Source organism: Arthrobacter oryzae (genome assembly GCF_003634095.1).
In the GTDB taxonomy this organism is placed as follows: Bacteria; Actinomycetota; Actinomycetes; order Actinomycetales; family Micrococcaceae; genus Arthrobacter; species Arthrobacter oryzae.
The window spans coordinates 499195-524543 of sequence record NZ_RBIR01000003.1 but is presented as its reverse complement, the minus strand read 5'-3'; the positions used below and the strand labels follow the sequence as shown (position 1 = coordinate 524543).

Genomic DNA, 25349 nt, shown 5'->3' with positions numbered 1-25349 from the left:
CCGCGGAATCCCGCAGATCCAGGGCGGAGGAAGCCGGAGCAACTGAGAAGGAACGCTACGGCCGCCCGGATACGGGCTACGGGCTACGGACTGCGGCTTGGGCCCAACACGCCATCCCCTTGCGGACCGCGACGCCGATGCGGCCCGGACCCGACGCTCCAGCCCAGTTACACCCCGCTCGACGCCGGGGCCGCCCAGGGAAGCCGCGGAATCCCGCGGATGCAGGGCCGGGGAAGCTGGAGCAACTGGGAAGGAACGCTGCGGACTGCGGCCTCCGGGATACGGGATACGGCCTGCCGGCTGCCGGCTGCGTGCCGTGTCAGTCCAGCAACAGGGCCGGCTCTTCCAGGATGGCGGCGACGTCGGCCATGAAGCGGGCCGACAGGTCACCGTCCACCACCCGGTGATCGAACGAGCCGCCGAGCGTGGTGATCCAGCGCGGAATGACCTCGCCGTCCAGGACCCACGGCTTCTGCTTGATGGTGCCGAACGCGACGATCGCGACCTCGCCCGGATTGATGATCGGTGTGCCGGTATCGATCCCGAGTGCGCCGATGTTCGTCACGGTGAGCGTGCCGCCCTGCATCTGGGCGGGCTGGGTCTTGCCGGCCCGCGCCGTGGTGGCGAGCTCGTTCAGGGCCAGGGCCAGCTGCTTGAGCGAGAGATCCTGGGCGTTCTTGATGTTCGGCACCATCAGTCCGCGGGGCGTGGCGGCCGCGATGCCCAGATTCATGAAGTGCTTGACGTGGATTTCCGCGGAATCGCTGCCGTCCGGGTTGTCCACCCACGTGGCATTGACGCTCGGGTTGCGCGCAGCGGCCCAGATCACGGCCTTGGCCAGGATCAGCAGCGGTGAGACCTTGATGCCCTCGAAATCGCGGGAGGCCTTCAGGCGCTTGACGAATTCCATCGTGCGGCTGGCGTCGACGTCGACGAAGATGCTCACGTGCGGCGCCGCGAAGGCCGACTCCACCATTGCTTTTGCGGTGGCCTTGCGGACGCCCTTAACCGGGATCCGCTCGATCCGCTGGTCCTGCGGGCGGCCGGTTTTGCCCCAGAACGAGTCAGCCTTGTCCACCTCGGCATCACGCTGGGCCTGGTAGCTCACCAGGTCCTCGCGGGTCACCTCGCCGCGGGCGCCGGTGGGCACGACGTCGGCCAGGTTGATGCCGAGGTCCCGGGCGATCTTGCGGACCGGAGGCTTGGCCAGCACTTTGCCGACCAGGCCGCTGATGGCACCGCCGAGCGTGGGGCGCAGGTCGTCGGCGACAGCGGGCGCGGCTCCTCCGGCCGGATGGCTGACGGTATCCGGGTTGATCCAGATGTCGTGGGCCTCGACCCCTGCCCGGTCAGCGCCGGACATCGCTACGGCTGCCTGGTGTTCGCGATCCGGGGCCGGGGCTGCCGGGGTTGCGGACGCTGCGACCGCGGACGCCGGGGCCTGGGATGCCGTGGCCGGGGCTGCCGAAATCCGCCGCCGGCGTTTGACGGCGTCGGCCTTGGGGCCGGAGCCCACAAGCGGGCCGCCGGCCGGAGGACCGGCCGACTCACCGGCGTCAGACGTGTCAGCCTGCAGCGTGCCGTACATTGGTGCCGCGGCTGGCGCGGCAGGCGCCTGGGCAGCCGGAGCCGGCGCGGCAGGTGCGTCACTGACGCTGATGATCGGCGTGCCGACCTCCACCGTGACGCCCTCCGCCACCAGCAGTTCTGTGACCGTTCCCGCGAACGGGGAAGGCAATTCCACGAGGGACTTGGCCGTCTCGATCTCGCACAGGACATCGTTGATGGCCACGGTGTCGCCGGCCTTGACCTTCCAAGCGACGATTTCGGCTTCCGTAAGCCCTTCGCCGACGTCGGGAAGGTTGAACTTGTTGAGCGTCATGGGTCCTCGTTAGTACGCGAGGGCGCGGTCCAGCGCCTCAAGAATGCGGTCAATGTCCGGCAGGTAGTCCTCTTCGACCTTGGCCACGGGATACGGCATGTGAAATCCGCCGACCCGGATGACGGGGGCCTCGAGGGAGTGGAATGCCCGTTCGCTGATCCTGGCGGCGATTTCGCCGCCGATGCCGCCGAACGTGGGGGCCTCGTGGGCCACCACCAGGCGGCCAGTCTTCCGGACCGAGGCTGCGACGGTGTCGAAGTCGATCGGGGAAATGGAGCGGAGGTCGATCACTTCGACGCTGCGCCCGTCCTCGGCGGCGGCCTCGGCCGCGGCGAGGGCCACGGGCACCAGGGGCCCGTAGACCACCACGGTGGCGTCGGTTCCCTCGCGGAGAACGTGCGCCTTGAAGGGGTTTGCGGACGCGCCGGGATTCTCAGTGTCGACGTCGCCCTTGAGCCAGTAGCGGCGTTTGGGCTCGAAAACGATCACCGGGTCCTGGCAGTCGACGGCCTGCTGGATCATCCAGTAAGCATCGTGCGGGTTGGACGGCGTGATGATGCGCAGGCCGGCCGTGTGAGCGAAGAGCGCTTCCGGGGATTCCGAGTGGTGCTCGATCGAGCCGATGCCGCCGCCGTACGGGATGCGGATGACGACGGGCACGGTCAGATTGCCGTTGCTGCGCGAATGCATCTTCGCCAGCTGCGTCGTGATCTGGTTGAACCCCGGGAACACGAAGCCGTCGAACTGGATTTCGCAAATGGGCTGGTAGCCGCGCAGCGACAGGCCGATGGCCGTGCCGATAATCCCCGATTCGGCCAGCGGGGTGTCCACGACGCGGTCGACGCCGAAATCGGCCATCAGTCCGTCGGTGACCCGGTAGACCCCGCCAAGGGCCCCGATGTCCTCGCCCATCAGCAGCGAGCGGGGGTTGTTGTTCAGCGTGGCCCGCAGGCCCTCGTTGATGGCTTTCGCAATGGTCATGGTGGTCATCAGTTGGCCGCCTCCGTGACTTCGGTTTCTGCCTCAGTGGATTGGACCGGGGCGGCCGTGTCCTCGTCGGCAAACCCCGCACTGTATTCCTCGAACCAGGCCAGCTCCTCGGCGACCAGCGGGTGGGCCTCCACATACGTGTTGGCAAACGCGGTTCGAATGTCCGGGGTTTCGAGGTCGTGGGTGGTCTTGCGGACATAGGCGGCGAGTTCGTCGCCGTCGGCCCTGACCTGCTCGAAGAAGGCATCGTCGGCGAGGCCCTGCGCCCGGAGGTACTTCTCCAAACGCTCCAGCGGGTCTTTGGCCCGCCACAGGCCTTCCTCGGCGGAGCCGCGGTACTTGGTGGGGTCATCGGCCGTGGTGTGTGCCCCGACCCGGTACGTGAACGCCTCGATCAGGACGGGACCGTTGCCCTCGCGGGCCTGTTCCAGCGCCCACTCCGTGACGGCGTGGACGGCGATTACGTCGTTGCCGTCCACCCGGATCCCGGGGAAGCCGTAGCCCTTGGCGCGGTTGGCCAGCGGGATGCGGGTCTGGACCGAGCTCGGCACGGAAATCGCCCAGTGGTTGTTCTGGCAGAAGAAGACGACCGGAGCCTGGTAGGAGGAGGCGAACACCATGGATTCATGGACGTCCCCTTCCGAACTGGCGCCGTCGCCGAAGTACACCATGACGGCGGCATTGGGCTCCGCGGGCTCGGCCCCGGCCCGGCCCGCGGCGGCGGCCGCCAGCTTCTGGTCCCGCTGGATGCCCATCGCATAGCCAACGGCGTGCGGGGTCTGGGCGGCCAGGACCAGCGTGTACAGGTGGAAATTCGTGTCCTTGGGATTCCAGCCGCCGTTGGAGACGCCCCGGAACTGACGCAGCAGCTCGGCGAGATCCACGTTGCGCGTCAAGGCCACCCCGTGCTCGCGGTAGGTCGGGAAGATGTAGTCCTGCGGCTGGCTGGCGCGGCCGGAGCCGATCTGGGCGGCTTCCTGCCCGGTCAGCGGGACCCACAGGGCCAGCTGACCCTGCCGCTGCAGGGCGGTGGCTTCCACATCGAAACGGCGGATCTTGGCCATATCGGCGTAGAACCCCCGGAGGGTGCCCGGATCCAGTTTCTCGGCGTACTTTGAGAAAACCGGGTCGGAGCCCAAGGTGCCGTCAGGGCCCAGCAGCTGCACCATGGGCTCCGCCGGGGCACCCAGATGCGCCTCGGCTTCCGCTTCGAGCTGGTCATCCATGTCGGTTCCGTCGAACTCGGTAGAGGGCAGATGTGTGGTGCCCATACCGTCTCCTTGCTTGCCGCATCCGAATGCGCCGCAATCGCTGGGATACATGCCGAACCGGGAATACATTCCTAATTCGGCATATATTTTGGCTTACTCGTCCTTACTCTAGCCGCACGGCGCGGCTTGACCGCGTCATGTTAATCGCTAGGAACGCCGTGGAGGTTTTGTATAGATCGCACAGAGCTCCAGAAAACGGGTGTTGGCCTCCGTTTCGCCGATGCTGACCCGGACCCCTTCCTCGCCGAAGGCTCGCACTGACAGCGCCCGCTCCGCCGCCATCGCGGCAAATTCCGCACTGTTAGCACCCAGATTGAGCCAGACAAAGTTGCCCTGGGCCTCCGGAACGAACCACCCGAGGTCGCGCAGTCCGGCCGTGACACGGTCCCGCTCATCGACCAGGCTTTGTACCCTTTCTACAACATCGGCGAAGTGCTCAAGCGACGTGACAGCAGCGGTCTCCGCGATCTGGGACACCGCAAAGGGTGTCGCGGTGACTCGCAGGTGCTGGGTCAGGTCGGGGTGGGAGACGCTGTAGCCGACGCGGAGCCCGGCGAGGCCGTGCGCCTTCGAAAACGTTCGCAGGACCACGACGTTGGGGTCCTTGCGGTACATGGAAATGCCGTCCACGGCGTCCGTGGCACGAACAAATTCCTGGTACGCCTCGTCGATGACCACCACTACATCCGAAGGAACGGCCTTGATGAAGGCCTCCGTTTCCTCTGTAGTCAGAATGGGACCGGTCGGGTTGTTGGGCGTGCACAGCAGGATCATCCGGGTCCGTGCCGTCACGGCGGCCGCCATGGCATCCAGGTCATGACGCCCGTCCGCGGTCAACGGGATCCGCACGCTTTCGGCCCCGGCCAGACCGACGCAGATCGGATAGGCCTCGAACGAACGCCAGGCGTAGATGACTTCGTCGGCCTTGCCGTCGTCGTTTTGGCCGGCAAACGTGGCGAGCAGCTGGTTCAGGGCGCCCAGGCTGCCGGCGCCCGTGACGATGTCCTCCGCGGGAACCTCCAGGAACCGGGCGAGCGCTTCGCGAAGCTTGCTGCTGAGCGGATCCGGGTAGCGGTTGAAGTCGGTCTGCGCCGCGATGGCCTGCTGCACTGCAGGGATCGGGGGCAGCGGGTTTTCGTTGGAGGACAGCTTGTAGCTGACCAGCCCATCCACTGGGACGGGCGGTTTTCCGGCCGCGTAGCGGGGGAGGCGGTCTACCACTGGCCGGGGCCTGATGCCCCCGGCCGGGTTCTCTGATGAAGTCATGCCAACTAGCCTACTTCGGGTCTCCGGGGTTATTCGGGGATATGGTCCCTGCCGCTGCCGCCGGGCGTATGACAGCATGGGCCCATGCGCGCATTCATCGTCCGAGTCATCATCAACGCGCTGGCCTTGGCCATCGCGTGCTGGATCCTCACCGGCCTGGATATTTCCACCACCGGCAACAGCACCTTCAGCATCATCCTGGGCTACTTGTTCATCGGTCTGATCTTCGGTCTGGTCAATGCCTTCATCAAACCGATCGTCAGCCTCCTGTCGCTGCCGATCACCATCCTCACCCTGGGCCTTTTCACGGTTGTCATCAACGCGGGAATGCTTTACCTGACGTCCTGGATCAGCAGTTACACCGTCGTGCACTTCACGATCGACTCGTTCTTCTGGACCGCGGTGTTCGCCGCCATCATTATTAGCTGCGTTTCCCTCGTGGCGAGCTTCCTCCCCGCGCTCGATCGCTGGTAGCCGGGCCGCCCAGCGCCGGCCGCGACTCGCGGCGAAGTGAGAACCGGTTCACCGTCGCCGTGCCGCCGGCGCCCACGACGGCGGCCAGCGCGGCCGTGGCGTCACGCAGCGTCCTGTCCGGGCTCCTCGAGACGAGCGCGGCCCCCTCTGCGTAGTTCTCCAGCCGGTGCCCCGGACCCAATCCGAAGTCCTTAATCGGCGGAAGTTCCAGCGGGTTAGTGAGCGTCACGGTCACCCGGTCCCGAGTATCCGGGTTGGCCGCTCCGTCCGCCCCCGGCACCCAGTCCTGTTCATGTTCCAGGTGAAGGCTGCGGATCCCCGGCTCCGGGGTGATGGCGCCGACGGGCGATCCTGCCGTCAACACGAACTTGAGGTCGTACTCCGCCAGGAAAGCCCGGTCCTTGCTGAGGTTCATCGCGTGGATGCCGCCTTGGCTGTAGCCGACGGCCACGAGTTGGTCCCCGGGCGTGGCCCCGGCCTGCTGCAAGGCCTGCCGGATCGCCGCGGCCGTCGACGACGAGTCGTAGCCGAGGGCCTCTGCGATTCCGGCGGGATCAAAGGGGTTGGCGCCTTCCGGCGTGCCGCCCAGTTGGGTCCCGGGGATGATCACCACCCATGCCGGCCGTCCCGCGCCGTTAACCTCGATGACTTCGATCCGCCCGTCCTGCTCCCCCACGGCTCCGGCCCGCCGCAGCAGTCCGGCCGGGGAAAGGTCGACTTTGGCGGAAAACGTCTCCCGGCCCACCACGCTGACCGGCCGGGGTTTGAGAAACACGAGCCCCGGGGCCTCCGTCGCGGTCCGAACCAGTTCGCGGACGTCCGCAGGCCCGCTGAAGGATCCGAGCACTGCGGCCAACGGGGCAGGCAGGCCCAGCAGCGCGGCAAGATTCCGTGGTGCCGTGGTGACCCAGTCCTGGACGGCGTCGCGCACCCCGGGGAGGGCGAAGGGTCCCGGCGCGGCGCCGTACTCGGAGCCATGAAGTCCCAGCCGAAGCAGCAGGGCATTGCGGGCCTCGGCATACTCGTACTCCCGGTGGCTGGCCCGGACGTCGTCGCGGATATGCTGCAGCCTGGACCGGACACGGCCCACGTCCCGGCCCGCCTCCCCCACCGCGATGATGGCGTTGCTTCCGCTGGCGTAGGAGTCGGGCTGATACGGGAAGAGCGCATGCTTCACGCCGTCAGCCTCCATCTCAACTGCCTGTAGCTGCCGGACCAGCCCGTCGAGTGCCGAGGCGCCGGCAAGCAGCTCCTCAAACTGGAAGCTCAGCCCTCCGATCCCGCCCCGGATGCGCAGGCTTCCGTCAGGTGCCGGCGGGGAAACCCGGGGCGCGCCGCCGGAATCAGCCGGGGTAGCTTCGGCCATCAGGGGCCCGCCCGGCCCGCGGACAGTGTCACGGTCTGGGCGTGCCGGCGCACCGCGGTCACGGCCTCCAGCAGTGCATCCCTGCTGCGCCGCAGCGCCGCCGCCTGCAGGGACAGGGTCCCCCGGTAGGCCCGGCCGGCCGGCGACTGCCAATTCTGTAGCTCAACGCGGGCCAGGGCGGCGAGCACGGCGTCCGTCTCATCGGCGCACCGCGCAACGCGAGCGGCGAGCTGCTGGACTTCGTAACTGCGCGAGGCGCACGCGAGGGCGTCGGCGGCCGTCACGCCACGAGTTGCCACGCTGCCTGCGGCTCCAGACTGCATGCCACTTCCCGGCGGCCTCCCATCGCTCGGTGTTATCCCACGACCCGGCGTCATCCCAATGCTCATGAACCGACGCTAACCGGCGGCCCCAACCCACTGAAGCGCGCCGTCGGGCTATGTGGACAATGTCCCGGGTTGCCGGGCACCGCCGGGCACCGCCAGCCGGACAATTTCACGCGGCGATGTCATAAGGACAGGTGCGCTTAAGACGCGGCGGCACTTCATGAAAGAATCGGCACATGCCTGAAACTGCCGCCACAGCTGATACCCGCACGCCGTCCGGACGCCTGGCACTTGCCGCGTCGGACCACCAGATCGCGCTCGGCCCGCTGGATGGCCGCTACCAGTCCGCCGTTGCGCCGCTGGTGGACTACCTGTCCGAGGCCGCCCTGAACCGCGACCGCGTGGCAGTGGAAGTGGAGTGGCTGATCCACCTGACCGGCAACAGCGTGCTGCCCGGCACCGGCCCGCTCACGGCAGCACAGCGGGAGCAGCTGCGCGCCATCGTCACGGAGTTCGACGCCGCGTCAGTCGCCGAGCTGGCCGAGATCGAGGCCGTCACGGTGCACGACGTCAAGGCCGTGGAGTACTACATCGGCCGCCGCCTGCCCGGCATCGGGATCGATCACCTGACCGCCCTGGTGCATTTCGGCTGCACCTCGGAGGACATCAACAACCTCTCCTATGCCCTCGGCGTCAAGGGCGCGGTCCAGGACGTGTGGCTGCCTGCCGCCCGCACCCTGGTTGCCCAGATCAGCGCCATGGCCGAGGACAACCGTTCGGTGCCGATGCTCTCGCGCACGCACGGCCAGCCCGCCACGCCCACCACACTGGGCAAGGAACTCGCGGTCATTGCGCACCGGCTCAACCGGCAGCTGGACCGGATTGACCGGACCGAATACCTCGGCAAGATAAACGGCGCCACCGGTACCTACGCCGCCCACGTCGCATCCGTCCCGGGTGCCGACTGGGAGCAGGTGGCGAAGAGCTTCGTTGAAGGCCTCGGCCTGACGTGGAACCCGCTGACCACCCAGATCGAAAGCCACGACTGGCAGGCAGAACTCTATGCCGACGTCGCGCGGTTCAACCGCATCCTGCACAACGTCTGCACCGACATCTGGAGCTACATCTCGATCGGCTACTTCGTGCAGATTCCGGTGGCGGGCGCCACCGGATCTTCCACCATGCCGCACAAGGTGAACCCGATCCGATTCGAAAACGCGGAGGCCAATCTCGAGATCTCCTCCGGACTCCTGGACGTGCTGGGCTCCACCCTGGTCACCTCCCGCTGGCAGCGGGACCTCACCGATTCCTCCTCGCAGCGCAACATCGGCGTGGCGTTCGGCCACTCCCTGCTGGCCATCTCAAACGTCGCCAAGGGCCTGGACCGGCTCAACGTTGCCGGCGACGTCCTCGCCGCGGATCTTGACACCAACTGGGAAGTCCTCGGCGAGGCCATCCAGATGGTCATGCGCGCCGAGGCCATCGCCGGCGTCGAGGGGATGGAGAATCCGTACGAACGGCTCAAAGACCTGACCCGCGGACACCGCGTGGATGCCGCCCGGATGCGCGAATTCGTCCAGAGCCTGGGCTTGTCCGCCGACGCCGAAGCCCGGCTTCTGGCGCTGACCCCCGGCCGCTACACCGGCATCGCGGACAAGTTGGTGGATCACCTCAAGTGAGGCTCCTGCTCATCCGCCACGGCCAGACCCCCGGGAATGTTCTCGGGCAGCTGGACACTGCCCATCCCGGCCCGGGGCTGACGGAACTCGGCGCGCAGCAGGCTACCGCCCTGGCGAGGTCGCTGGCGAATGAGCGGATCGGACTTCTCTACGCTTCAACGTTGATCCGCACCCAGATCACGGCACAGCCGCTGGCCGCGATGCGGGGCCTCGACGTCGGGATCCTTGCTGGCCTGCGGGAAATCGAAGCCGGGTCGCTGGAGAAGCTCACAGACCAGGAATCGCACGTTCGCTACTTCGGGACGGTCGCTGCCTGGACCGCGGGGGATCTGGACCGCCGGATGCCGGCCGGCCCCAGCGGCCACGATTTCTTCGACCGCTTCGATGACTCGATTGCCCGGATTGCTGCGGCAGCCGACGGCGCAGCCGGATCCGGCGCCGTGGCCGTGGTGAGCCACGGCGCCGCCATAAGGGTCTGGGCCGGGCGGCGTGCCGTCAACGTGGACCCTGAATTCGCGCTCCGCCATGTCATCGCCAACACCGGCATTGTGGCGCTGGAAGGCGATCCCGACGCCGGATGGCGGCTCATCCACTGGGATGAAAGTCCCGTGGGCGGCTTGGCCCTCGCGGATCCGACGGCGGAGGATCCCACCGGCCGTCCGGCGTAGCGCAACGCTTACCGGCAGGAAACACAGCCGAAACCGCTGACGCCTAGCCTTAGGCTGCATAACCCTTCGGCGAATCGAGGCAGTGATGCAGACCAACCCGCGGCTCAACATCCGTCAGGTCACTTGGGCGAACCCCGTCGGCGCGGACCTGAGGGCCGCCCAGCAGGCGGAGCTCGACGCCCGCTTCGGCCGGTCCGACCACGAACCCGGACCGCCGCCGTCGGAAGCTGACACCGCGGTGTTCCTCGTGGCGCACGACAAAGCATCCGGCCAGCCGGTCGGCTGCGGCGGCCTGCGCATGCTCGACGCCCACACCGCCGAAATCAAGCGCCTCTACGTGCTGCCCTACACCCGCGGCTCGGGGGTGGCGAGCTCAATTCTCGCGGCGCTCGAAGCCCATGCTTACGCCCTGGGGATCACCACCCTGACCGCGGAGGCCGGCTCGGTACAGGCCGACGGACGGCAGTTCTACGAGAACGCCGGCTTCGTATCCGTGCCGAACTTTGGACCGTACGTCGGAGTGGCGCATTCGTACTGCTACACAAAGCCGATCGATTCGCACAGCGCCGCGCATACCGCCATGGCGTGAGGCCGGCCGGGCTGCGGCCCCGGAGCAACTCCGGCCGCCCGGTGGCCAGGGCGTTCCAGGCGTCCTGTCCTCCCGTCAGGGCATCCTTGCGCGCTGCGTCACACAACACCGGCGGCCACGGAGTCGGCTACTCTCGCACTATGGAATCGGCCGACATCACCTTCCGTACCCGCAAATGGGTGCGGCCCGAGGACCTCAACGCCAACGGCACCCTGTTCGGCGGCAGCCTGCTGAAGTGGATCGACGAAGAGGCGGCTATTTACGCGATCCTGCAACTGGGCAACGGCCGGGCCGTCACCAAGTACATCTCCGAAATCAACTTCGTCAGCTCCGCGGTCCAAGGCGACCTGATCGAAATGGGCCTGACCGCAACCCGATTCGGCCGGACATCGCTGACCATGCGCGCGGAAGTCCGGAACATGATCACGCGCCAGAGCATCCTCACGATTGAAGAGATCGTGTTCGTGAACCTGAGTCCCTCCGGGAAGCCGGAGCCGCACGGATACACCGAAATCACCTACGACCGGGACCGGATTCCGACGCACCACCTGACCGAGACCCTGGAACAGGACTAGTCGCCCCGTCGGCTGCCTCGGAGGCGGCCGGCAGCCCTGGCAGTCCTTCGGCCGCCGCGCCCTGGCGCAATCTGCTGCTGGTTGGACCTGCGTGCGTGTGCCGCCGACGTGTTCGGTCAGGTCCAGAAATCGTCGGCTTTGGCCGTGTCCTCGAAGAATTCCCGCCCCTCCGCAATCTGTCCGTCGCGGACCACGAACGTGATGACGGTGGGCATGTCCAGGGTTTTGCCGTTCGCTTCCCCATGGGTTTGCTGGATCGCGACGGTATGTTTCTCACCGCCGACGATGTCCTGGACATTGGCTTGGAAGTGACCCTGGGTGCGTGCTCCGAGTTCACCGAAGTACGCCAGGATCGCGTCGCGGCCCTGTTTGGTTCCGGACAGCACGCCGCTTCCGGCAACGTGCCAGACTGCATCCTCCGCGAACATGCCGCTGAGGGTAGCCATATCCCCTGAGTTGAAGGCCGTGTACCCTCGCCGGACCAGTTCAACATTCTCTGCGGTTCCCATGATCGAACACACCTCTCCGTCATCCTTGTCGGGCCGTGCTGGGACGGTTAAAGGCTAGTCCTGGCCCCCGGGCCTGTCGATGGAAATATGCACTCGTTCCGGGGTCCCTGCCGACGTCCTAGCGGGCGCCCGGCCAGCCGGTGTAGGCCTCGGCGAGGTAGGCGCTGCCGTGGCGGGATGACACCACGGAATGGAGCTCGCCGAGCTGGCGTGCGCGGGAGAAGTCGTCGGCGTCGGCGGCAGTGTGCAGCATGGAGGTCATCCAGTAGGAAAACTGCTGGGCCTTCCACACCCGGTCCAAGGCACGGCCGCTGTAGGCATCCAGGAGCACGGTGGAGCCGGTGGAATAGAAGCTGTCGAATCCCTCGAAGAGGACCCTGACATCGTTCAGTGCCAGGTTCAAGCCCTTGGCCCCGGTGGGCGGGACAGTGTGTGCGGCGTCGCCGGCGAGGAACAGGTTGCCGTGCCGCATGGGGGCATGGACAAAGCTGCGGAATTTCAGGACCGTCTTGTCGATCACGGGCCCTTCCTTGACCTCGAAGCCGTTGCCGTTGACGCGGCTGCGGAAAGCGTCCCAGATGCGGTCCTCGTCCCAGTTGCGGACGTCCTCGCCGGGGTCGCATTGGAAGTACATCCGCTGGACCGTCTCGGTGCGCTGACTGATCAGGGCGAAACCATGCTCTGAGTTGGCGTAGATGAGCTCTTCGGAGCTGCGCGGCGCCTCGGCCAGGATGCCGAACCAGGCGAAGGGGTACTCGTGGAAGTACCACTTGCGCTGCGCCTCGGGAATCTGGACGCGGCAGTGGCTGCGTGAGCCGTCCGCGCCGGTGATGAAGTCGGCCCGGAGTTCGTACTCGACGCCGTCCGCGTCCGTGAACCAGACTTTGGGCTTGGACTCGATGTCATGGATTGTGGCGTCCGTGACGGCGTATCGGACGTCCCCGCCGTCGGCCTTCCGGCGTGCGGAGAGGTCCAGGAACACGTCGGTCTGCGGGTAGAGCCACACCGATTCCCCGACGAGGCCTTGGAAGTCGATTCGGTGGCTTTCACCGTTGAAGCGCAGTTCGATCCCGTCGTGGCGGTGGCCGTCACGCAGGACGCGGTCGGAGACACCGCCGTCGACGAGCATGTTGACCGAGCCGGCCTCCAGGATGCCCGCGCGGACCGTTTCGGCGATCTCCTGGTGGCTGCGGATCTCGAGGACGACGGATTCGATGCCGGCCCGGGCCAGCAGGTGCGACAGCATGAGTCCTGCCGGCCCGGCACCCATGATCGCCACCTGGGTGGTGAGGACTTTACGCTGTGACATGTGCTTCTCGCTTCGTTGCGGGGTCCCGGCGGTCAGCGGCCCGGGCGATTCGATCGTCTGGCTAACAGTGTGCCCCCCGCGTCCTGATTAGCGTTACACCTTTTCCGTTCAATGGAATCCCATGCCCGGCGCCTCTCCCCAAGCCGTCTTTGCGCCGGCCCGAACGGCCGTCGCAGTACACTCCTAGGAAAGGCGCCCGGGCGCCGCCGTCCCACGGCGTGACCTCAGGCGCCGCCATGCCCCGGGCGCCAGCACGACGGCGATGCCAACTGCTGCGCCGATGACCGTCTCCACAATTCTGTCGCGGAGCAGGATGCTGGGCGGCACGGGCGCCACGAGGAGCGTGGAGGTCAAGGCCAGCGGCGTGACGAAGACCTGCGCCAGCATGTACTGCCGCGCGATGAACATCTCGGCCCCGAACTGGCACGCTGCGATCACCAGCACGGTCTGCCAGGGCGTCGGCCGCAGGAGCAGGATCCCGGCGAGCAGGACCAGCCCCAGGGCGGTGCCGGCGATGCGCTGCAGGCCGCGGCTGACGCGGTGCCGGGTGGTGTGCCCCACGAGCGGGACGACGGCGGCCACCATCGCCCAGTAGTTGTGGCCCACGCCCAGCCATTCACCGGCCAGGGTCCCCAGCGTTCCTGCCAGTCCTGCCGCCACGAGGTAGCCGGCGCTTTCCAGCCAGGCTGCGCGCTCCTCCGCCGGCGTCAGGCTCACGGGTTTCGGGCTCACCCACGGGCTCCGGCGGCCCCGGGCCACGCGGGAGGACTGGCCGATCAGCAGGCAGAAGAGGACCGTAAGGACTGCCACCAGCATGCACTGCCACAGCGGCGGCTGGTTGGGGATCGAGGCGATGGCCGCGAAGGCAAAGATATGGAACAACGAACCCGACGGACGCAGGCGCCACCGTGCGACCACCAGCGAGCAGGCGCCGGCCACCAGGGTGGTCGCCCCCACCAGGACCCACGTGGTGCCTGCGGGCGAGAGCCTTGCCAGCGCATCCACACGCGCCGTTACTGCGGCCAGGAACATCACCAGCAGCATGAGTCCGCCGGCCCGCACCTGGAGGCTGAGCCGCCGGGCGTGCGCCTCATTCCGGCCGTAGATGCCGGTGAAAGCGCCGAAGGAGGCAAAGATGGCCAGGTCCAGCCTTCCCAGCAGCAAAAGGGTGATCAGCGGGACGAACACGCCCACGGCGCAACGGAGGGCGACCCGGTGGTCTTTGTTGCCCGGAGCAATGGTGAACATCTCGGCGAGCAGCTTCACCTCGCCCGCCCGACGGGTGCACTTTCACGGGTCCGCTTCATGGCATCGGTTCCTTGGGAACGCGGCTTCACGGGCGTGCTTTCATGGGTCGGAGCGCCTTTCGCAGCGGGTCGGGTTGTTGCGGCGGCGGCGCTGGCATCCACAGTGGATTTTACGCCGGATCCCCGCGGCTGCAGCATCTGATCCCATTGATTGGGATCTGCCGGAACCCAGGCGGGGTGGTAGCGTCTATCGGTTGAATCAAGCACCCGTGGATCAGGCAGCCGATTCACGGCAGAGACATCCAGCAACGCACACCGGAGGTTCCCCATGCTCAAAGGATTCAAGGATTTCATCCTTCGCGGCAACGTGATCGAACTGTCCATCGCCGTCGTCGTCGGCACCGCCTTCACGGCCCTGGTCGGCGCCTTCACGTCAAACATCGTGAATCCGATCATCGCGGCTGCCGGCGGCGTCAAGACCGAGGGCTTGGGCTTCCATATCTGGCCGGGCAACGACAAGACGTTCGTCAACATCGGGGCTGTGCTCACGGCCTTCCTGACCTTCCTCATCACCGCCGCGGTGGTGTACTTCATCTTTGTTGCACCGATGAATCGGATCAACAGGATGGTCAAGAGCCGGCTGAGCGCGGCCGAACCCGAGGAAGAACCGATCCCGGCCGACACCGCCCTGCTGGCCGAGATCCGGGATCTGCTGGCGGGGCTGACCAGCCAAGTGCCCGACGGCGGCCGTGCAGGAGCGCAGGACGGCGCAGCGGAGTATGCGGCCGGGAACACAGAAGGGATCGTGGACGCGGACAGCCCCCGCCACGTGGCCAGCCGCTAACCTCAGCCGCTAACCGTCTGCCGCAGCCGGCTGCGGCGGTCCGAAACCGTCACGCGGCGGCAATCCGGCCGAAACAGCCGCCCGGAATCATGGGAGCATGACGCGCAAAGCCGCAGGCAGAACCCCAGATAAAGCCCAGTCCCCCGCTCCCTCCGAGTTGAGCTGCGAAGTGTGCGGCCAGATGCCCGAACCGACCAAGACCCGGCTGACCCTGGCCAATATCGCCGTGATGCTTCCCATCGAATTGCTGGTGCATGCCGCGGTAGTGGGAACGCACCTGCCCTACGTCGCCAAGGTCATGGTCCTTACCATGACCGCGACCATCCTCGTGATCTGGGTGGCCGAACCCTCAGCGGCCCGGATGCTCCGGGGCTGGCTGCACGCCCCGGCCCTGCGGCACCGTAAACGGCTCGTCGCCGCGCCTGCCCTGTGGCGGGCCCGGACCGTCCTGAAGGACAGGCCAGGGTCGCTGCAGAAGCTCACCCAAGCGTTGGCCGGGCTGGACACAAATATCCTCAGCATCCACGTTCACCCCGTGGCCGGCGGCGTGCTGGACGAGTTTGTGCTCTCCGCACCGGGGGATGTGCGCGAGGCCGAGCTCCTGCGGGCCCTGCGTGCGGGCGGCGGAGCAGATCCGCACGTCTGGCCGACCACGGCCCTGGCCATGGCCGACGGCCAAACGGGGGCCCTGAGCCTGGCCGCCCGGATCGCCGCCAGCCCGGAGGAACTGCCGCTGGCTGTCGCGGAGCTGCTGCGGGCCAGGATCGTCACGGGAACCGGAGCGGGCAGCGCCGATGTGGCGCCGCCGGCGGGCCCGGGCGGGACCGTGCTGAGGATCCCGACGGCGTGGCACGGACCCATCACGTTCTCCCGGCCCGGCGAGCCGTTCACCCCGGCCGAATCCGCCCGCGCGCACCGGCTGGCCGAACTCGCCGAGATCGTGGCGCACCGGCCGGCGGCGCACTAACTGCCCGGGGCACGCCGGCCGAACGGCCCGGGCCCCGTCAAAGAACGCGCTTAGTGCTTGGCGGGCCCGTCAGATGGCCGTCATGCGGACGGTGAGGGCGTCGTGGTCCACCGAGACCTTGAGGTGTTTGGCCTTGCCCAGCGGATCGCCGTCGAGCTGGAATTCCTGCTCGTGGGCGAGTTCGATTTCGGCTGATTTACCAGCGAAGTACTCGACCGACGCGTTCTTCGGGTTGTTCCGGCCGAAGACACCGGCCAGCACGCTCAGCCAGCCCAACCGGCCGACGGGGGCCAGGATCACGACGTCGAGGATGCCGTCATCGACCTTAGCGTCGGGGAAGATCTCCACGCCGCCCATGATTTTGCCGCAGTTTCCGACCATGACGCTGCGGATCCGGCGCCGCACGGGGTGCTCGCCGTCCATGCTGATCTTGGCCCTGATGGGCTTGCCCGGAAGGTGCCGGATGCCCGCTTCAACGTACGCGAGCCAGCCTACGCGGTCCTTCAGCTCGTCCACGGTGTTGGCCATGATGGCGGCGTCGTAACCGAGGCCGGCCATGACTAGGAAGATGTGCTCCTCCTCGGCGTGGTCCAGCGTGGCCCTGACGACGTCCACCTTGGCGTCCGCGCCGCTCAGGGCGTCGTAGCTCGCCGCCACGGGGTCGGTGATGTCGACGCCGAGGTTGCGGGCCAGCAGATTTCCGGTACCCAGGGGCACCAGGCCCAGGGGCGTTCCGGTGCCCGCCAGGACCTCCGCCACGCAGCGGACCGTCCCGTCGCCGCCGGCGGCGATCACGACGTCGACCCCGGCTGCCAGGGCCTCGCGCGCCTGGCCGATGCCGGTGTCCTCCTTGGTGGTCTCCAGCCAGAGCGGCTCGGCCCAACCCTGGGTCTCGCACAGGCGGAAGAATGAGGCCCGGAAGCTCTCTCCGGGAGACTTCATGGGGTTAATGACCACGGCGGCCCGCCTGGACGCTGTAGTGTCCACGGTCTCCAGGGTGTCCGACGTCGCGGTTTTGTTCTCTGTCATGGCGTCCTTAGGGGGCGAATGGCGGGAGAGGTCCCGAAGTGAAATCCTAGCCGCTGGGCCGCGCATCTTCGGCAGGGCGGGCTGGAATCGTGGACGCCCGCTCCGCGGTGTCACTAGACTGGGGTTCGTGATGGGCCGGGGCCTGCGCTCCGGACGCCGAAAGCGGGGGGAAATGACTGAACCAGAGAAGTATTCAGCAACGGCTGAAGCATCCAGCATGGATCCCCACGATTGGGGCCGGGCGCTGGCACTGGCGCTCACGCGGCTGGCCGAGCAGATCGCGCCCGAAGGCAGCGACGACATTCACACCCTGCTGGTGGGCCGGGACCTGCACCTGAAGATCAGTGACGAACCCGCGGGTGTCACGATCAGGGTTTCAGCGGAAAACGTCGCGAACCCCGGCTAGCCGCGACCGTCCAACCGGTCCGAGGCGTCACCGCCCCGGGGCTAGGTCCTCGGAAATGAGTTCCGCCGTGGCCACCGTCGCCTCGCGCACCGCGGCCAGATAGGCGTCGGGGTCTGGCTGGGCGGACACCGCCTGCGCCTGCAGCGAGACGTTGATCGCCGCCACCACCTTGGGCCCGTCATGGACGGGAGCCGCAATGGACATCAGTCCCAGCTCGAGCTCCTGGTTCAGCAGGCACCATCCCTGGGCACGGACGGTGTCCAGCTCGGCCAGGAGGGCTGCACGGGTGCCGATCGCCCCGGGAGTCAGGGCCCGGATCTCGGCGGCAGCGAGGTATTCCGCCAGTTGCGCCGGCGGGAGCGCCGCGAGCAGCACGCGTCCCATGGAAGTCGCGTAGGCGGGGAACCGGGTGCCCACGGTGATGCCGACGGTCATGATCCGCCGGGTCGACACCCGGGCGACGTAGGCGATGTCCGTGCCCTCGAGGACCGCGGCCGACGTCGACTCCCCCAGCTCGAGCGAGAGTTCCTCCAGGTGCGGTTGGGCGAGCTGCGGCAGCGACAGCCCGGACAAGTAGGCGTAGCCCAGCTGCAGCACCTTGGCGGTCAGGGCAAAGATCTTGCCGTCCGTGCGGACGTAGCCCAGCTCCACGAGCGTGTGCAGGAACCGCCGGGCGGTGGCCCGGGTCAGTCCGGTTCGGGCCGCAACCTCGGTCAGCGTCATCTTGGGGTGGTCCGTGTCGAAGGCGCGGATCACCGCGAGCCCGCGCGCCAGCGACTGCACGTACTGGTCGCTGGCCGCGGGCACGCCGCCGCCTTTGGCTGCTTCAATCATTTATCGCCTCCCGGTCCCGGATCACTTTATCCCTGTGCCGGCTGTCCCCGGGGTACCGGAGCAAGGCGTCCGGCGCAAGGCGCCCCGGGCAAAGCGCCCCAAGGCAGCCGTCCCGGGGCGCGCCATCCGTGCGCAGGGGTGTCAGCTTGCGTCCACGTTCGCCGCCCGGAGCGGCACGGGAACCATGTCCTGGAGTTCCTCGAGCGTGCACCCGAAGGTCTCCCGGACCTGGACGCCGTCGGGTCCGGTGAGGAAGACGGCTTTGTCGGTGTAGACGCGGGTCACGCAGCCGATCCCGGTGAGGGGGTAGGTGCACGCCTCCACCAGCTTGGACGCGCCGTCGCGGGTCAGGAGCGTCATCATGACGAAGACGTCCTTGGCCCCGGTGGCCAGGTCCATGGCGCCGCCGACGGCGGGGATCGCGTCCGGGGCGCCGGTGTGCCAGTTGGCGAGATCGCCCGTGGCCGAGACCTGGAAGGCGCCGAGCACGCAGATGTCCAGGTGGCCGCCGCGCATGATCGCGAAGGAGTCCGCGTGGTGGAAGTAGGACGCCCCGGGCAGTTCGGTCACCGGGATCTTGCCGGCGTTGATGAGGTCGCCGTCGATCTGGTCCCCGGTGGCTTCCGGGCCCATGCCGAGCATGCCGTTCTCGGTATGGAGCGTGATGTTCTGCTCCGGCGCGAGGTAGTTCGAGACCAGGGTGGGCTGGCCGATGCCGAGGTTCACGAAGGATCCGGGGGCGATGTCGCGGGCCACGAGGCGGGCGAGGTCGTCACGGCCCAGCGGCTGGTCGGACGCCTGGATCGTGGCCCGGATGCCGGCGTGGATGCCGGTCTGGGAGCCCGCCGCGCTGTTGGACTGGATGCTCATCTCAGGCCACCTGTTCTGTCTTGCCGGCGGCTGCAGCTCCGCTGGAATCGATACGGACAATGCTGTTGACGTAGATTCCGGGGGTCACGATGGTCTCCGGATCCAGGCTGCCCGTGGGCACGATCTCCGAGACCTGGACGATGGTGTGTTTCGCGGCCGCGGCCATGATGGGTCCGAAGTTCCGGGCGGTCTTGCGGTAGACGAGGTTGCCCTTGCCGTCCGCCGTGAGCGCCTTGATGAGGGCGACGTCGGCGTGGATGGGGGTCTCGAACACCTGCCATTTGCCGTCCAGGTAGCGGGTTTCCTTGCCCTCGGCGAGCATGGTGCCGTAGCCGGTGGGCGTGAAGAACCCGCCGATCCCGGCGCCGGCGGCCCGGATCCGCTCGGCGAGGTTCCCCTGCGGGACGAGTTCGAGCTCGACCTCGCCGGCGCGGTACTTGGCGTCGAAGTGCCAGGAGTCGGATTGCCGCGGGAACGAGCAGATCATCTTCTTCACCCGGCCCTCCTTGATCAGCAGGGCCAGGCCCTGGTCGCCCTGGCCGGCATTGTTGTTCACGACGGTCAGGTCCGTCGCGCCGCCGTCCAGTAGCGCGTCGATGAGTTCGAACGGCTGGCCGGCATTACCGAAGCCGCCGATCATGACGGTGGAGCCGTCCTTGATGCCGGCGACGGCCTCGCCGACCGTGTCAATGAAATTCAGCATGTCTGCGCTCTCCTTATGCCGAAGCGTCGGCGGTGACGTTTTCGAGGACGACGGCGAGGCCCTGGCCGACGCCGATGCAGATGGCGGCGACGCCCCAGCGCTGGCCGGAGGCCTGCAGGGACCTGGCCAGGGTGCCGAGGATGCGTCCGCCAGAGGCGCCGAGCGGGTGGCCCATGGCGATCGCGCCGCCGTGCCGGTTTACGATTTCCGGGTCGATGCCCCAGGCGTTGATGCACGCCAGGGACTGCGCGGCGAACGCCTCATTCAGTTCGACGGCGCCCACCTGGTCCCAGCCGATGCCGGCCTTCGCGAGGGCCTTGTTCGCGGCCTCCACCGGGGCGTAGCCGAAATACTGGGGGTCGTTCGCGTGCGCGCCGCGCCCGGCGATGCGGGCCAGCGGGTCCATCCCCAGCAGCCCGGCGGCGGCCTCGCTGCCCAGCCACGCCGCAGAGGCGCCGTCGGAGAGCGGCGAGGCGTTCCCGGCGGTGACGGTGCCGTTCACGGTCCGGAATACGGTCTTGAGCCCTGCGAGCTTCTCCGCAGAGGAGCCCGCCCGGATGCCTTCGTCGCGGACCAGGTCCGTGCCCGGAACCGGGGTGACCAAGCGGTCATAGAAGCCCTCGTCCCACGCCGCGGCGGCCAGGTTGTGGGAGGCCGCGGAGAACTCGTCCTGCGCCTCGCGCGTGATCCCGTACTTGTCGGCCAGCCGTTCGGTGGCCTCGCCCAGGGAGACGGTCCAGTCAGCCGGCATGGCCTGGTTCACCAGCCGCCAGCCCAGCGTGGTGGAGGCCAGGTTCAAGTCCCCGGCCGGGTAGGGCTTCTCGGTCTTGGGCAGCACCCAAGGAGCGCGGGACATCGACTCGACGCCGCCGATCAGCATGAGCTCGGCGTCACCGGTGTTGATCTGCCGGGAGGCGATGATCGCCGCGTCCAGCGAGGATCCGCACAGCCGGTTGACCGTGGTGCCCGGGATTGAGACCGGCAGCCCGGCCAGCAGGGTGCCCATCCGGGCGACGTTGCGGTTTTCCTCGCCCGCGCCGTTTGCGTTGCCGAACACCACTTCGTCGATCCGCTCGACGTCGAGGCCCGGGGCACGCTTCACCGCCTCGCGGATCACGTGCGCGGCGAGGTCGTCCGGTCGGACGCCGGCAAGGCCGGACCCGAACTTCCCGAAGGGCGTCCGCACGGCGTCGTACACAAAAGCCTGGTTCATGATTTCTTGTCCATTTCAGTGGTATCCGCTGCTGCGGCGTCCATGTCTGTTTCGTCCATCGCTGTGCTGTCCATTGAATGGAACACCTGCTGCGCGGTCTTGAAGGCGGTGTTGGCGGAGGGGACCCCGCAGTAGATCGCGGTCTGGAGCAGGATTTCCTTGATCTCGTCCCGGCTCAGGCCGTTGGTGATGGCTGCGCGGATGTGCATGGCCAGTTCTTCCCAGTGCCCGTGAGCCACCATGGCGGTAATGGTGACGGCTGAGCGCATCTGGCGGCTGATCCCGGGCCGGGTCCAGATGCCGCCCCAGGCGATCCGGGTGATCATGTCCTGGAAGTCCTCGGTGAAGGAATCCTTGTTCGCGTTGGCGCGGTCCACGTGCGCGGCGCCGAGGACCTCGCGGCGGACTTTCATGCCGCCGTCGTAGATCTCCTGGCTTGTCGCGCCGGGCTGGACTACACCATTGCGTTCGGGCCCGGTCAGTTCGGCGCCGGTCATTCGCGCGCTCCCTGCGTCTCGGTCCAGGTGATGAGGCTCTTGAGCAGCTCGGCGACGTGGCCCGGCGCTTCGAACGGCGCCAGGTGTGCCACGCCCTCCAGGCTGACGGCCGTGGCGGTGCCGCCGCCGGCCGTGATGCCCGCGGCCACTTCCTCGGCCATCGACGGCGGGGCAACAGAGTCCAGGGCCCCGGCGATGACCTGGGTGGGGACGCGGATGGTGCCCAGCTGGTCCCGCACGTCGAAGCCGGCCAGGGCCTCGCAGCAGAAGGCGTAGCTGAAGCGGTCGGCGTCCCGGAGGGTGTGCAGGAGCCGGCCGCTGAGCTCGGGCTGACGCTCCATGAACCCCGGGGCGAACCAGCGCTCCGCCGAGCCCTGGATCATTACCGGGGTACCCTGCGTGCGCACGGTTTCGGCGCGTTCGAGCCAGTCCCCGGGCGTGCCGATTTTCGCGCCCGAGCACTGCACGGAGAGGCTCTTAAGCCGGTCGCCGTGCTTGATGCCCAGTTGCAGGCCGGTCGCCCCGCCGAGGGACACCCCGGCGTAGTGGAAGCGCGCGCCGGGGGCGATCGAATCGACCAGGCCGATCACGGCGTCGGCCAGTTCGGCGACGGTGAAGGTCTCCTGCGCCGCGGGCGAGACGCCGTGCCCGGGAAGATCCCAGGCGACGACGTCGGCGTCGGCTCCAAGGATGGTGCCGGCCTGGCTCCAGAGCAGCGAGGACGTCCCGAGCGAGGGCCCGACGACGAGGAGGGGCTTGTCGCCGAGCGGGCGCTGGGGCGAGAGCAGGACTGCTTTGACAGTGGGTCTAGCCACGGGGGGCTCCGTTCTGGAGTTGGTGGGCGGTGGAGCGGTCGTATCCCGGTGAGGCCGAGCCTGCGGCGTATTCCGGATACGCCGCCAGGATGCGACGGGAGATCACGGCGGCCTGGCCGAGGTAGTTGGCAGGGTCCAGGAGCTCCGCAAGCCGGGCGTCCGTCAGCAGCTCTGCGGGGACTGCCGCGCGGAGCAGTGTCCGGTAGGTGCCCGCCTGCTCCGCGGCCGGGGCCTGGAGCGTTTTGTCCACGACGTCCTGCAGGCGTTGCTTGCCGGTCCGGCCCGATCGCGCGTCGGCGCCGTGCACGTCCAAAGGCGGAGGGCCGTCCAGAAGCGGCGCGACGGCAGCGCTGACAGCTTCGGAGAGCAGCAGCGGTCCGGCGAGGCCGAGGTTGCGGCGCATCGCCGCGGGGAAGACCTGCAGCCCTTCGGTGAGTTCGCGCAGCAGACCCGCGGCGCCCAGGGCCAGGCGGAGCAACTGGCGCAGGGCGGCCCATTCGCTGTGCCAGGCGCCGTCGGGGCGTTCGTCGTTGAAATTAGCCGCCGCGAGGTGCAGCTGTGCGGCCAGGGCCGGGGACTGCAAGGCGGCGCTGCGGATCAGCACGGACAGCATCGGGTTCTGCTTCTGCGGCATGGCCGAGGACACGCCGCGTCCCGCCGCGCGGGGTTCCGCGAGCTCAGCCACTTCCGGCCGGCTCAGGAACAGGACGTCGGCGGCCAGCTTCCCGGCCGCGTCCGTCACGGCGGCCAGGGCATCGCCGAGTGAGGTCACGGCCAGGCGGTTGGTGTGCCACGGGGCGGGAACGGTGGCCAGGCCCAGCCGGGCGGCGAGCCGGTCCGCGAGGTCGAACGGGGTGGGCGGCACGGCGGCGGCTCCAGCCCCGGCGTCCCGCCCGGCTCCGGACGTCAGCACGGTGCCGGCGGCAAGGGTCCCGGCGGCGCCGCCGGTCTGCACCGGCAGCTCGAGGGTCTCGAGCCGGCGTGCGGCGGCGGCCAGCCCGGCGAACCACTGCGCGGCCCGCAGACCGAAGCTGTAGGGCAGCGAGTGCTGGGTCAGGCTCCGGCCGACGCAAAGGGTGTCTGCATGGGCGTCGGCAAGGGCGGCGAGGGCGGACGTGGCCGCCTTGACCTCGGCGAGCACCTCGCGGACGGCCCCGGCGGCCAGCAACATGAGGGCCGAGTCGAGTACGTCCTGGCTGGTCAGCGAGGTGTGGACCGCCTGGACGGCGCCCAGGCCGGCACTATCGAGGCTCCTGACCTGTTCGCGGAGGTCGGCGAGCAGCGGGATAACGGGGTTGCCGCCGCCCTGCGCCCGGACTGCGATGCCCGCGACGTCGTAGCGCTGCACGTCCGCGGCGGCGGCCACCACCGCGGCGGACCCGGCCGGGGCGAGGCCCGTCTCGTCCAGGACCGCCGCCCAGGCCGCCTCGACCTTCAAGACGGCGGCGAGCACGGCACGGTCCCCGGTCAGCGCCGCCACAATCGGCGACGCCGCCACGGGACTCAGCAGGCCAAAATCGCCGTCGGTTTCGAAGAAGGTCACTTCGAGGCACCCTCTGCGTCGCTAAAGTCCAGGAACACGGTCTCGCCGTCGCCCTGAAGACGGATGTCCCAGGTCAATCCGCCGTCGGCATCCCGGCGCGCTATGAGGGTCCGGCGCCGGTCCGGCGCCAGGGCGGACAGGAGCGGATCCTTGGCCAGGGCCTCCTCGTCCTCCGGCAGGTAGACCCGGGTGAACAGGCGGTTCATCAAGCCCCGGGCAAAGACGGCGACGGCAATAAACGGCGCCGCGCCCTCCTCGGTGGGGCCCGGGTTGACCGTGGTGAAGGTGAAGTCGCCGGTGTTGCCCACGGCGCTCCGGCCGAAGCCGGTAAAGGTGTAGCCGTCTCGAACCAGGGAGCCCGTGCGGTGCGGCACCTTGCCGTCCGCGTCTGCCTGCCAGATCTCCAGGATCGCGTCCGGGATCGGGTGGCCGGCGCCGTCATAGACAGTGCCCTGGAGCCGGATGGAACCCGGGGAGCCGGGGGCCAGGAGCTCGCGGTCCTTGGCGTAGGGCAGCGCGTAGCCGTAGAACGGGCCCACGGTCTGGCCCGGTGTCGGGGTGAGTTTACTCATGGTCATCTCCTTCTGCTCCCAGGGCTTCGTTTTCGGTCCAGGTGCGCTTGGACCCGGTCAGGACAATGTCCCAGTTGTACGCCAGAGCCCATTCAGGCTTGGTCTGCTCGTGGTTGTAGGTGGCCACGAGCCGGTCGCGGGCGTCCTGGTCCACGATCGACTGATAGATCGGGTCCAGCGGGAAGAGCTGGTCACCGGGGAAGTACATCTGGGTGATGATCCGCTGGGTGAACTCCTGCCCGAACAGGGAGAAGTGGATGTGGGCGGGCCGCCAGGCGTTGAGGTGGTTCTTCCACGGGTAGGCGCCGGGTTTGATGGTGGTGAAGCTGTAGGAGCCGTCGGCACCCGTGATGCAGCGGCCGACGCCGGTGAAGTTGGGGTCCAGCGGTGCCGGATGCTGGTCCCGCTTGTGGATGTAGCGGCCGGCGGAGTTCGCCTGCCAGATTTCCACAAGCTGGCCGGCCACGGGACGGCCGTCACCGTCGAGCACGCGGCCGGAGACGACGATGCGTTCGCCGAGCGGTTCGCCGTTGTGCTGGATGGTCAGGTCCGCTTCCAGCGCGTGCACGTCCATGTGCCCGAACGCCGGGGAGTAGAGCTCGATGGTTTCCGGGTCCGCGTGGTGCAGGTCCTTGGTGGGGTGGCGCAGGACGCTGCTGCGGTACGGAGCGTAGTCAAGACGCGGCTGGGTTTCGGCCGGGGCGCCGTTCTTGAGCGCCTGCGCGTAGGCCTCGCCGATCGCCTTCATCTCCGCGCTGAGGTCCGCCTGGGACTCTGCGGCGGCATCGAGCGGCGCGTACGTTTTCGGTGCGGCCTCCGTGGCTTCGTCGGACACGTCCTCGGTCAGCGGATCCGCGTTGTAGATCTCCAGATTGATTTCTTCAGGCACAGCAGCCTCCTTTCGT

The 25349-nt window shown here is 68.2% G+C and carries 27 protein-coding genes; 8 read left to right on the top strand and 19 right to left on the bottom strand.

What is annotated here, in order from left to right; translation table 11 throughout:
- Positions 1–319: 319 nt before the first annotated feature.
- From C8D78_RS10080 to C8D78_RS10065, 4 genes are all read right to left on the bottom strand, one after another.
- Positions 320–1882: a dihydrolipoamide acetyltransferase family protein gene (locus C8D78_RS10080; RefSeq protein WP_120953151.1), complete on the bottom strand. Its 1563-nt coding sequence runs from the start codon at positions 1880–1882 to the stop codon at positions 320–322.
- A gap of 9 nt (positions 1883–1891) precedes the next feature.
- Complete coding sequence (locus C8D78_RS10075; protein WP_120953148.1) at positions 1892–2872, bottom strand: alpha-ketoacid dehydrogenase subunit beta; 981 nt, start codon at positions 2870–2872, stop codon at positions 1892–1894.
- On the bottom strand, positions 2872–4143 hold the full coding sequence (locus C8D78_RS10070) for a thiamine pyrophosphate-dependent dehydrogenase E1 component subunit alpha (RefSeq protein ID WP_120953145.1): 1272 nt from the start codon (positions 4141–4143) through the stop codon (positions 2872–2874). The genes C8D78_RS10075 and C8D78_RS10070 overlap by 1 nt, the downstream gene beginning before the upstream one ends.
- A gap of 147 nt (positions 4144–4290) precedes the next feature.
- Positions 4291–5409: a histidinol-phosphate transaminase gene (locus C8D78_RS10065; protein ID WP_208641920.1), complete on the bottom strand. Its 1119-nt coding sequence runs from the start codon at positions 5407–5409 to the stop codon at positions 4291–4293.
- An 84-nt stretch (positions 5410–5493) separates the two neighbouring features.
- Between C8D78_RS10065 and C8D78_RS10060 the strand changes: the two genes are divergently transcribed.
- Positions 5494–5883: a phage holin family protein gene (locus C8D78_RS10060; protein WP_120953142.1), complete on the top strand. Its 390-nt coding sequence runs from the start codon at positions 5494–5496 to the stop codon at positions 5881–5883.
- Here C8D78_RS10060 and C8D78_RS10055 read toward each other — a convergent pair.
- Both C8D78_RS10055 and C8D78_RS10050 read right to left on the bottom strand, forming a co-directional pair.
- Positions 5831–7249 carry an alpha/beta hydrolase family protein gene (locus tag C8D78_RS10055; protein ID WP_120953140.1) on the bottom strand — a complete coding sequence of 473 codons (1419 nt, stop codon included), beginning with the start codon at positions 7247–7249 and terminating at the stop codon, positions 5831–5833. The two genes, C8D78_RS10060 and C8D78_RS10055, sit on opposite strands and share 53 nt — an antisense overlap.
- On the bottom strand, positions 7249–7572 hold the full coding sequence (locus C8D78_RS10050; RefSeq protein ID WP_120953137.1) for a hypothetical protein: 324 nt from the start codon (positions 7570–7572) through the stop codon (positions 7249–7251). Before C8D78_RS10050 ends, C8D78_RS10055 begins: the two co-directional genes overlap by 1 nt.
- A 239-nt stretch (positions 7573–7811) precedes the next feature.
- Between C8D78_RS10050 and purB the strand changes: the two genes are divergently transcribed.
- From purB to C8D78_RS10030, 4 genes are all read left to right on the top strand, one after another.
- On the top strand, positions 7812–9254 hold the full coding sequence (purB, locus tag C8D78_RS10045; RefSeq protein WP_120953134.1) for an adenylosuccinate lyase: 1443 nt from the start codon (positions 7812–7814) through the stop codon (positions 9252–9254).
- Entirely contained in the window at positions 9251–9922 is a 672-nt protein-coding gene (locus C8D78_RS10040) for a histidine phosphatase family protein (protein ID WP_120953131.1), read from the top strand. Before purB ends, C8D78_RS10040 begins: the two co-directional genes overlap by 4 nt.
- Before the next feature lie 85 nt (positions 9923–10007).
- Complete coding sequence (locus C8D78_RS10035) at positions 10008–10511, top strand: GNAT family N-acetyltransferase (RefSeq protein WP_120953129.1); 504 nt, start codon at positions 10008–10010, stop codon at positions 10509–10511.
- Positions 10512–10651: 140 nt separating this feature from the next.
- On the top strand, positions 10652–11086 hold the full coding sequence (locus C8D78_RS10030; RefSeq protein ID WP_120953126.1) for an acyl-CoA thioesterase: 435 nt from the start codon (positions 10652–10654) through the stop codon (positions 11084–11086).
- A 116-nt stretch (positions 11087–11202) separates the two neighbouring features.
- Here the strand turns inward: C8D78_RS10030 and C8D78_RS10025 are convergent, their stop codons facing one another.
- The 3 genes from C8D78_RS10025 to C8D78_RS10015 form a co-directional block, all read right to left on the bottom strand.
- Positions 11203–11595, bottom strand: coding sequence for a nuclear transport factor 2 family protein (locus C8D78_RS10025; RefSeq protein ID WP_120953123.1), 393 nt, complete (start codon positions 11593–11595; stop codon positions 11203–11205).
- Positions 11596–11713: 118 nt separating this feature from the next.
- Positions 11714–12904, bottom strand: coding sequence for a 4-hydroxybenzoate 3-monooxygenase (locus C8D78_RS10020; RefSeq protein WP_120953120.1), 1191 nt, complete (start codon positions 12902–12904; stop codon positions 11714–11716).
- 183 nt (positions 12905–13087) lie between these two features.
- Positions 13088–14170 (bottom strand): FUSC family protein, encoded by a 1083-nt coding sequence (locus C8D78_RS10015; RefSeq protein WP_120953117.1) that lies wholly within the window; start codon positions 14168–14170, stop codon positions 13088–13090.
- A 309-nt stretch (positions 14171–14479) separates the two neighbouring features.
- Between C8D78_RS10015 and mscL the strand changes: the two genes are divergently transcribed.
- Together mscL and C8D78_RS10005 are read left to right on the top strand one after the other, a co-directional pair.
- A complete protein-coding gene (mscL, locus tag C8D78_RS10010; RefSeq protein WP_244208333.1) occupies positions 14480–14995 on the top strand; it encodes a large conductance mechanosensitive channel protein MscL in 516 nt (171 codons plus the stop codon).
- Positions 14996–15092: 97 nt separating this feature from the next.
- Positions 15093–15962, top strand: coding sequence for an ACT domain-containing protein (locus C8D78_RS10005; protein WP_120953114.1), 870 nt, complete (start codon positions 15093–15095; stop codon positions 15960–15962).
- Positions 15963–16031: 69 nt separating this feature from the next.
- On the opposite strand, the gene C8D78_RS10000 is transcribed toward C8D78_RS10005, so the two are convergent.
- Positions 16032–16991 (bottom strand): diacylglycerol/lipid kinase family protein, encoded by a 960-nt coding sequence (locus tag C8D78_RS10000; protein ID WP_120953112.1) that lies wholly within the window; start codon positions 16989–16991, stop codon positions 16032–16034.
- Between the two features lie 217 nt (positions 16992–17208).
- Between C8D78_RS10000 and C8D78_RS09995 the strand changes: the two genes are divergently transcribed.
- Positions 17209–17397, top strand: coding sequence for a hypothetical protein (locus C8D78_RS09995; protein ID WP_120953109.1), 189 nt, complete (start codon positions 17209–17211; stop codon positions 17395–17397).
- A 27-nt stretch (positions 17398–17424) separates the two neighbouring features.
- Here the strand turns inward: C8D78_RS09995 and C8D78_RS09990 are convergent, their stop codons facing one another.
- From C8D78_RS09990 to pcaH, 9 genes are all read right to left on the bottom strand, one after another.
- Positions 17425–18231 carry an IclR family transcriptional regulator domain-containing protein gene (locus tag C8D78_RS09990; RefSeq protein WP_120953106.1) on the bottom strand — a complete coding sequence of 269 codons (807 nt, stop codon included), beginning with the start codon at positions 18229–18231 and terminating at the stop codon, positions 17425–17427.
- A 141-nt stretch (positions 18232–18372) separates the two neighbouring features.
- Complete coding sequence (locus C8D78_RS09985; RefSeq protein WP_244208332.1) at positions 18373–19101, bottom strand: 3-oxoacid CoA-transferase subunit B; 729 nt, start codon at positions 19099–19101, stop codon at positions 18373–18375.
- A 1-nt stretch (position 19102) separates the two neighbouring features.
- Complete coding sequence (locus C8D78_RS09980; RefSeq protein ID WP_120953103.1) at positions 19103–19804, bottom strand: 3-oxoacid CoA-transferase subunit A; 702 nt, start codon at positions 19802–19804, stop codon at positions 19103–19105.
- A gap of 13 nt (positions 19805–19817) precedes the next feature.
- Positions 19818–21017: a thiolase family protein gene (locus tag C8D78_RS09975; RefSeq protein WP_120953100.1), complete on the bottom strand. Its 1200-nt coding sequence runs from the start codon at positions 21015–21017 to the stop codon at positions 19818–19820.
- Positions 21014–21514 (bottom strand): 4-carboxymuconolactone decarboxylase, encoded by a 501-nt coding sequence (gene pcaC, locus C8D78_RS09970; protein WP_120953097.1) that lies wholly within the window; start codon positions 21512–21514, stop codon positions 21014–21016. The genes C8D78_RS09975 and pcaC overlap by 4 nt, the downstream gene beginning before the upstream one ends.
- Positions 21511–22329 carry an alpha/beta fold hydrolase gene (locus C8D78_RS09965; RefSeq protein WP_120953094.1) on the bottom strand — a complete coding sequence of 273 codons (819 nt, stop codon included), beginning with the start codon at positions 22327–22329 and terminating at the stop codon, positions 21511–21513. The genes pcaC and C8D78_RS09965 overlap by 4 nt, the downstream gene beginning before the upstream one ends.
- Positions 22322–23872 (bottom strand): lyase family protein, encoded by a 1551-nt coding sequence (locus C8D78_RS09960; RefSeq protein ID WP_120953091.1) that lies wholly within the window; start codon positions 23870–23872, stop codon positions 22322–22324. Before C8D78_RS09960 ends, C8D78_RS09965 begins: the two co-directional genes overlap by 8 nt.
- The gene (pcaG, locus tag C8D78_RS09955) at positions 23869–24444 is read right to left on the bottom strand and encodes a protocatechuate 3,4-dioxygenase subunit alpha (protein ID WP_120953088.1); all 576 of its coding nucleotides are present in this window, start codon (positions 24442–24444) and stop codon (positions 23869–23871) included. The genes C8D78_RS09960 and pcaG overlap by 4 nt, the downstream gene beginning before the upstream one ends.
- Positions 24437–25333: a protocatechuate 3,4-dioxygenase subunit beta gene (gene pcaH, locus C8D78_RS09950; RefSeq protein ID WP_120953085.1), complete on the bottom strand. Its 897-nt coding sequence runs from the start codon at positions 25331–25333 to the stop codon at positions 24437–24439. Before pcaH ends, pcaG begins: the two co-directional genes overlap by 8 nt.
- Positions 25334–25349: the final 16 nt, after the last annotated feature.

Coding starts and splice junctions, on each gene's coding strand:
- C8D78_RS10065 (WP_208641920.1), bottom strand. CDS start 5,409: ATGACTTCATCAGAGAACCCGGCCGGGGGCATCAGGCCCCGGCCAGTG.
- purB (WP_120953134.1), top strand. CDS start 7,812: ATGCCTGAAACTGCCGCCACAGCTGATACCCGCACGCCGTCCGGACGC.
- C8D78_RS10050 (WP_120953137.1), bottom strand. CDS start 7,572: ATGCAGTCTGGAGCCGCAGGCAGCGTGGCAACTCGTGGCGTGACGGCC.
- pcaG (WP_120953088.1), bottom strand. CDS start 24,444: ATGAGTAAACTCACCCCGACACCGGGCCAGACCGTGGGCCCGTTCTAC.
- C8D78_RS10070 (WP_120953145.1), bottom strand. CDS start 4,143: ATGGGCACCACACATCTGCCCTCTACCGAGTTCGACGGAACCGACATG.
- C8D78_RS10035 (WP_120953129.1), top strand. CDS start 10,008: ATGCAGACCAACCCGCGGCTCAACATCCGTCAGGTCACTTGGGCGAAC.
- C8D78_RS10060 (WP_120953142.1), top strand. CDS start 5,494: ATGCGCGCATTCATCGTCCGAGTCATCATCAACGCGCTGGCCTTGGCC.
- C8D78_RS10005 (WP_120953114.1), top strand. CDS start 15,093: ATGACGCGCAAAGCCGCAGGCAGAACCCCAGATAAAGCCCAGTCCCCC.
- mscL (WP_244208333.1), top strand. CDS start 14,480: ATGCTCAAAGGATTCAAGGATTTCATCCTTCGCGGCAACGTGATCGAA.
- C8D78_RS10000 (WP_120953112.1), bottom strand. CDS start 16,991: ATGACAGAGAACAAAACCGCGACGTCGGACACCCTGGAGACCGTGGAC.
- C8D78_RS10080 (WP_120953151.1), bottom strand. CDS start 1,882: ATGACGCTCAACAAGTTCAACCTTCCCGACGTCGGCGAAGGGCTTACG.
- C8D78_RS10030 (WP_120953126.1), top strand. CDS start 10,652: ATGGAATCGGCCGACATCACCTTCCGTACCCGCAAATGGGTGCGGCCC.
- C8D78_RS10075 (WP_120953148.1), bottom strand. CDS start 2,872: ATGACCACCATGACCATTGCGAAAGCCATCAACGAGGGCCTGCGGGCC.
- C8D78_RS10020 (WP_120953120.1), bottom strand. CDS start 12,904: ATGTCACAGCGTAAAGTCCTCACCACCCAGGTGGCGATCATGGGTGCC.
- C8D78_RS09980 (WP_120953103.1), bottom strand. CDS start 19,804: ATGCTGAATTTCATTGACACGGTCGGCGAGGCCGTCGCCGGCATCAAG.
- C8D78_RS09995 (WP_120953109.1), top strand. CDS start 17,209: ATGGATCCCCACGATTGGGGCCGGGCGCTGGCACTGGCGCTCACGCGG.
- C8D78_RS10055 (WP_120953140.1), bottom strand. CDS start 7,249: ATGGCCGAAGCTACCCCGGCTGATTCCGGCGGCGCGCCCCGGGTTTCC.
- C8D78_RS09975 (WP_120953100.1), bottom strand. CDS start 21,017: ATGAACCAGGCTTTTGTGTACGACGCCGTGCGGACGCCCTTCGGGAAG.
- C8D78_RS10025 (WP_120953123.1), bottom strand. CDS start 11,595: ATGGGAACCGCAGAGAATGTTGAACTGGTCCGGCGAGGGTACACGGCC.
- C8D78_RS09985 (WP_244208332.1), bottom strand. CDS start 19,101: ATGAGCATCCAGTCCAACAGCGCGGCGGGCTCCCAGACCGGCATCCAC.
- pcaC (WP_120953097.1), bottom strand. CDS start 21,514: ATGACCGGCGCCGAACTGACCGGGCCCGAACGCAATGGTGTAGTCCAG.
- C8D78_RS09990 (WP_120953106.1), bottom strand. CDS start 18,231: ATGATTGAAGCAGCCAAAGGCGGCGGCGTGCCCGCGGCCAGCGACCAG.